The sequence below is a fragment of the Variovorax sp. dw_954 genome, assembly GCF_018449755.1.
Classification (GTDB): domain Bacteria; phylum Pseudomonadota; class Gammaproteobacteria; order Burkholderiales; family Burkholderiaceae_C; genus Variovorax.
Genome location: NZ_JAAVVD010000063.1, coordinates 1 through 4,889 on the forward strand (window position 1 = coordinate 1; position 4,889 = coordinate 4,889).

Sequence of the window (4,889 nt, forward strand, 5' to 3'; positions counted from 1 at the left end):
TGGTGAACCAGTGAACGGGAACGGCGCGCCGTCACTCCGGCAGCGCGATCGCCTGGTAGAACTCGATCGTCCCGGTGTCCGGCGGACCGAAGTGACCGGTGTAGAGCGGCGCGAACTCCTTCGAGAGGTACGACTTGCTCAGGCTGCGATTCACCACCAGACGGAATGCGTCGTCCCCGCGGCGCATGGCCAGGGACAGGGGCTCACGCGTGAAGTTGCGCTGGATGACGATCAGATCGCCGGCGGAAGGTGCGCGCTTGGCTGCCTCGACCAGCACCGGCCGGTCTCCGAACAGGGCCGCGGCACGCCCGTCCCGCACCATCTGCAAGCCGGTCGCGTAGTCGGGCACGCGCGTCACGCTGACCTGGATGCGGCGCGCGCTCATCGCGTCGAGCAGGGATTGCTCGATGGTGCTCCCCCCGACCACCGCGAACACCACGTTCGCCAGGAACGCGGCGGGCGCGCCGCGCCAGACTGGCGCCGACACCTCGGGCCGATCGGCCAGTGCATCGCGCATGCGAGCCGGCGTGTCCGCGCGCAGCACGGCGCCGACGCCCGAGAAGAAGATCGGGAGGGAGAAGTCGAAACTGGCTCGCCGCTCCATCGTCGGCGTGGCCGTTTCGCACAGCAAATCGACCTTCCCCTGCGATAGTGCGTCGAAGCGCTCTGCCGCAGAGACAGGCACGAAGTCGACCGTCAATGCCGGCAGCTTCAATTCGGTCTTCATCGTCTCGGCGACGCCCTGGCACAGCGCCACGGAAAAGCCCGCCGGCTTGCCGCCTTCGTCGTTGTAGGCGAAGGGCCGTGTGTCGACGCGGTAGCCGAAGGTGAGCTTGCCGCTCTCGCGCGCCTTGTCGAGCGTGCCCGCGGCCGATGCCAGCGCGGGTGCGGCCAGGGCCAGGCACAGCAGTGCGCGGCCAAGCCTGTGCAGTAGATGGGTTGTGCCTTGCTTGCCGGAAGTGTTCATGGTCGTTCCTTGCGGGACCGGTGACGGGGTTCAGGCTGCGCGCGCGGCGGGGATCACGCCGATGCGACGGGCAGAGGCGATGCCATAGACGAGGTAGCCGATCGCCATGACCAGCATGCCGCCCATCACCGCATCCTTGCCGGCGGTGTACAGCGCATAGACGGAATACACGATGGCGACCACCGTGACGATCGCATTCCGCCGGTACACCGCAGCGTCGACCTTGGCATTGCGCATCATCACGAACAGCGCCGACAGCGAGATGATGTAGGGCACCACGTTCGTGACGACCGCCAGGTTCACCAGCGCCGCGAACTGCTCGCTCAGGTTCGGCGAGATGGTCGACAGCGCCATCACCGACTGCACGATGCCCATGATCACCATGCCGGCGATGGGCGCACCCAGCGCGTTGGCCTTGCCGAAGACCTTCGGGAACATGTCGCTGTCGGCGGCGTCCTTGGCGGTCGACGCCAGCGTGAACTGCCAGCCGAGCAGCGAGCCCACGCAGGCCATCGCCGCCAGCGCCATGACGAGTTGCCCGATGGCCGGCGTGAACATCTTCGCGAAGGCCAGGCCGAAGGGGCCGGTCGACTTCGCGAGTTCCGCGTTCGGCACGATGCCCTGGATCACGGTGGTCGAGAGGATGTAGATGACCGCCGCGCCGAGCGTGCCGAACATGCAGGCCAGCGGCACGTCGCGCTTCGGGTTCTCCACCGCCGATGCATTCTGCGAGGCCGACTCCATGCCGAGGAAGGCCCACAGCGTCAGCGAGATGCTCGAGCCCATGCCCTCGAACAGGCTCATCCCCTTGGGATTCCAGGCCTCAGAGAAAGTCGCGCTGCTGAAGTAGAACCAGCCCACGATGGAGATGAAGCCGACCGGCAGGATCACGCCCCATACCGTGACCGCGCCGATCTTGCCCGTCAGGCTGGGACCGCCGAAGTTGGCGACCGTGGTGATCCACAGCAGCGCGATGACGCTGATGCAACTCGCCACCGGCGTCGATGACAGCACCGGGAAGAAGGCGGCGAGGTAGCCCAGCGCGGAACTGGCCACTGCCACGTTGGCGATGGCCAGCGACAGGAAGTAGAGGAAGAAGACCTGGAAGTAGCCGTCCCGGCCATAGGCTTCCTCGGCATAGGCGGCGAGCCCGCCTGTTCGCTGGTTGAAGATGCCGGCCTGCGCGAAGCCATAGGCGATGGCCAGCGACCCGATCGCCGTCACCAGCCACGAGAGCAGCGAGATCGCGCCCACCTGCGCCATGTTGGCCGGCAGCATGATGATGCCGGAGCCCATCATGTTCACCGTGACGATGAACGTCAGTTGCACCACGCTCATCTTCTTCTGTTGGTCCGCCATGCGATGTCTCCTGGTGAGAAGTGGGTGCGCTTACTCGCGCACCACGTAGGTATGGAAGCGAATGCGACCGTCCGTCTTTTCCTGGTACACGCCCTGCACTTCATAGTTGAAGCCGGGAAAGCGGTTGAACGATTCCTCGAACGCGAGGAAGTAGTCGAGCATCGGCTGCGCGCAGGCGTCCCAGCGTTCGCCCGGCACGATGACCCCGATGCCTGGCGGGTAGATCAGCGCCAGCGTCGCCGAGACGCGGCCCATGACCTGGTCCAGCGGCACGTAGTCCACCCGGTTGTCCACCAGCGCCTCGTAGGCGTCCTTCGGTGACATCGCCAGTTGCGGGAAGCTCGACGCGCGGAAGCATTTGCCTTGCAGGTCCTTGACGCCGCGCGTGCGATAAAAGTCGTGCATCTCGTTGCACACCTGACGCAGGCTGTAGCCGGCGTAGCGTTCGCTGTGCGCGGCATACAGCGTGGGCAGCACCTCGTCCAGCGGCGCGTCCTCGTCCCACATCGACTTGAACTTGACGAGCTTGGCGATGAGCGTGTTGAGCTTGCTTTCGTCCTCGGCCGGCGTCATCAGGAACAGGATGCTGTTCAGGTCGCACTTCTCGGGCACCACGCGCTGTTCGCGCAGGAAGTTGGCGACGACCGTGGCCGGTACGCCGAAGTCGAGGTAGTCGCCGGTGGCGCGATCGATGCCGGGCGTCAGCAGGTTCAGCTTGTTCGGGTCGACCATCGCGTAGCCCGTGTCGTAGCCCTTGTAGCCATGCCAGTGGCTTTGCGGTCCGAAGTTCCAGCATTGCTGCTCATGCTTGATGAGTTCGGTGGGCAGGTCTTCCCAGGGGACATCCTTGGCATCGGCGGCAAAGCGCGAACCGCTGATCGTCACCGTGTCGGGCACGAAGGGATCGAAGAACCACTGCTCCTGCGCATCGCGGCCCACGCTCGCATAGTGGCGGCCGAATTCGCGGAACTTCTTGCGCACCTCGATGCCCAGTTCGATGCAGCGGTCCCACAGCATCTCGCCGCCCTTGCCCGCATGCAGCCGGGCGTTGACGTCGAGCGAGGCGAACAGCGGGTAGAACGGCGAGGTCGATGCATGCATCAGGAACGACTCGTTGAACCGCTTGTGCTCGATGTAGCGATGCTGGCCGCGGATGTGCTCGTCGCGCTTGTGGATCTGCGAAGCCTGCGAGAAGCCTGCCCCCTGCTTGTGCACCGACTGGGTCGAGAACAGGCCGGGCATCTCCGGGCCGATGTCCTTCAGGCGCATCGGGCTGTGGTCCTCGAACAGCGGGTGGAAGGCGTTGTAGCCGATCCAGGCTTCGTCCCAGAGCACGTAGTCGCACAGGTGGCCGATCTTCTCCAGCACCTTGCGCACGTTGTAGATGGTGCCGTCGTAGGTGGCGAGTTGGATGCAGGCCATGCGGAACGGCCGCTCGGCCTTGTGGCGCTCCGGGTCCGTGACCAGCGGGTTCAGGCGGATCTGCTCGCGCAGGTAGCCTTCGTCCCAGGCTTCCCAGTCGACGGCGCCGATCATGCCGAAGGGGTTGCGCGCGGTCGGCAGGAAAACCGGAATCGCGCCCGCCCCCACCAGCGCGCCCTGGTGCAGCGACTTGTGGTTGTTCCGGTCGAACAGCACCAGGTCGCCGCGCTTGAGCACTGCGTTGGTCACCACCTTGTTCGAGGTGCTGGTGCCGTTCAGCACGAAGTAGGTGCGGTCCGCGCCGAACACCTTGGCAGCCTCGCGCTGCGCTTGCAACGCGGCGCCCTCGTGGATCAGCATGTCGCCGAGATCGACGTCGGCATTGCACAGGTCGTTGCGGAAGATGCTCTCGCCGAAGTACTTGAAGAAGATCTGCCCGGTCGGCGACTTGCTGTAGAACTGGCCGCCCTGGTGCCCGGGGCAGGCAAAGGTGATGTTGGCCGCGGAGTCATAGGCCATCAGCCCGCCGAAGAAAGGCGGCAGCAAGGACATGCCGTAGTCCACCAGGCTGGCCAGCACTTGCTTGGCATAGAAGGCCGGCGTCTGCTGGCCGAGGTAGATGTAGCCATCGACCTCGCCCGTCATTCCGACCACGGCCACGTCGGCCACGCGATGCGAGTCCGCGAGCGCCCACAGCGGCATGTGAAAGCCCAGTCCTCGAACGGCATGCACCGCCGCCCGCGCAGCCTCGCGGCGACCGCCGTCGACCAGCGCGATGTACGCGCCGACCGAGGCATCCTCGGAAAAGTCACGCTCGAAGCTGTCGCGGACCTCGATCTCGTAGCCTTCGAGCCTGATGAGGTCCAGCAACTGTTGCGTCTGCGGATTGCTGCCATCGACGATGGCGACGACCTTGAGCAGCCGGTGGAACGGAATCGGAATCGTCGGAGCCTTGACGGAGCGCGGGATCATGGCAAGTCCTTGTAGTCGGCGCGGTCGCTATTCCTTGACGCAGTCCACCAGCCAGCGCTTGTGGCCCTGTGCATCGAGATCGAAGCGCAGTCCGTGGATGTCCGCCTCGAAGCCCGGGAAGCGGTCGTCGGTGTCGCGTGCGAACTTCAGGTAGTCGATGATCGAGTCC

Annotated in this window: 4 protein-coding genes; all 4 read right to left on the reverse strand. The window is 65.4% G+C overall.

The genetic code is table 11. The features are described 5' to 3' along the window. Nucleotides 1-31: 31 nt before the first annotated feature. From HB681_RS37290 to HB681_RS37305, 4 genes are read right to left on the reverse strand one after another with little or no spacing between them, the layout of a single operon-like run. Complete coding sequence (locus HB681_RS37290) at nt 32-967, reverse strand: amino acid ABC transporter substrate-binding protein (protein WP_213959932.1); 936 nt, start codon at nt 965-967, stop codon at nt 32-34. 30 nt (nt 968-997) lie between these two features. After that, a complete protein-coding gene (gene potE / locus HB681_RS37295; protein WP_213959933.1) occupies nt 998-2,326 on the reverse strand; it encodes a putrescine-ornithine antiporter in 1,329 nt (442 codons plus the stop codon). Between the two features lie 30 nt (nt 2,327-2,356). After that, nucleotides 2,357-4,720, reverse strand: coding sequence for an ornithine decarboxylase (speC, locus tag HB681_RS37300; protein WP_213959934.1), 2,364 nt, complete (start codon nt 4,718-4,720; stop codon nt 2,357-2,359). 27 nt (nt 4,721-4,747) lie between these two features. Then, entirely contained in the window at nt 4,748-4,882 is a 135-nt protein-coding gene (locus HB681_RS37305; RefSeq protein ID WP_345944817.1) for a hypothetical protein, read from the reverse strand. Nucleotides 4,883-4,889: the final 7 nt, after the last annotated feature.

Bases quoted from the DNA above. Each gene is read 5' to 3' on its own strand.
- HB681_RS37290 (WP_213959932.1), bottom strand. From the start codon at position 967: ATGAACACTTCCGGCAAGCAAGGCACAACCCATCTACTGCACAGGCTT.
- potE (WP_213959933.1), bottom strand. From the start codon at position 2,326: ATGGCGGACCAACAGAAGAAGATGAGCGTGGTGCAACTGACGTTCATC.
- speC (WP_213959934.1), bottom strand. From the start codon at position 4,720: ATGATCCCGCGCTCCGTCAAGGCTCCGACGATTCCGATTCCGTTCCAC.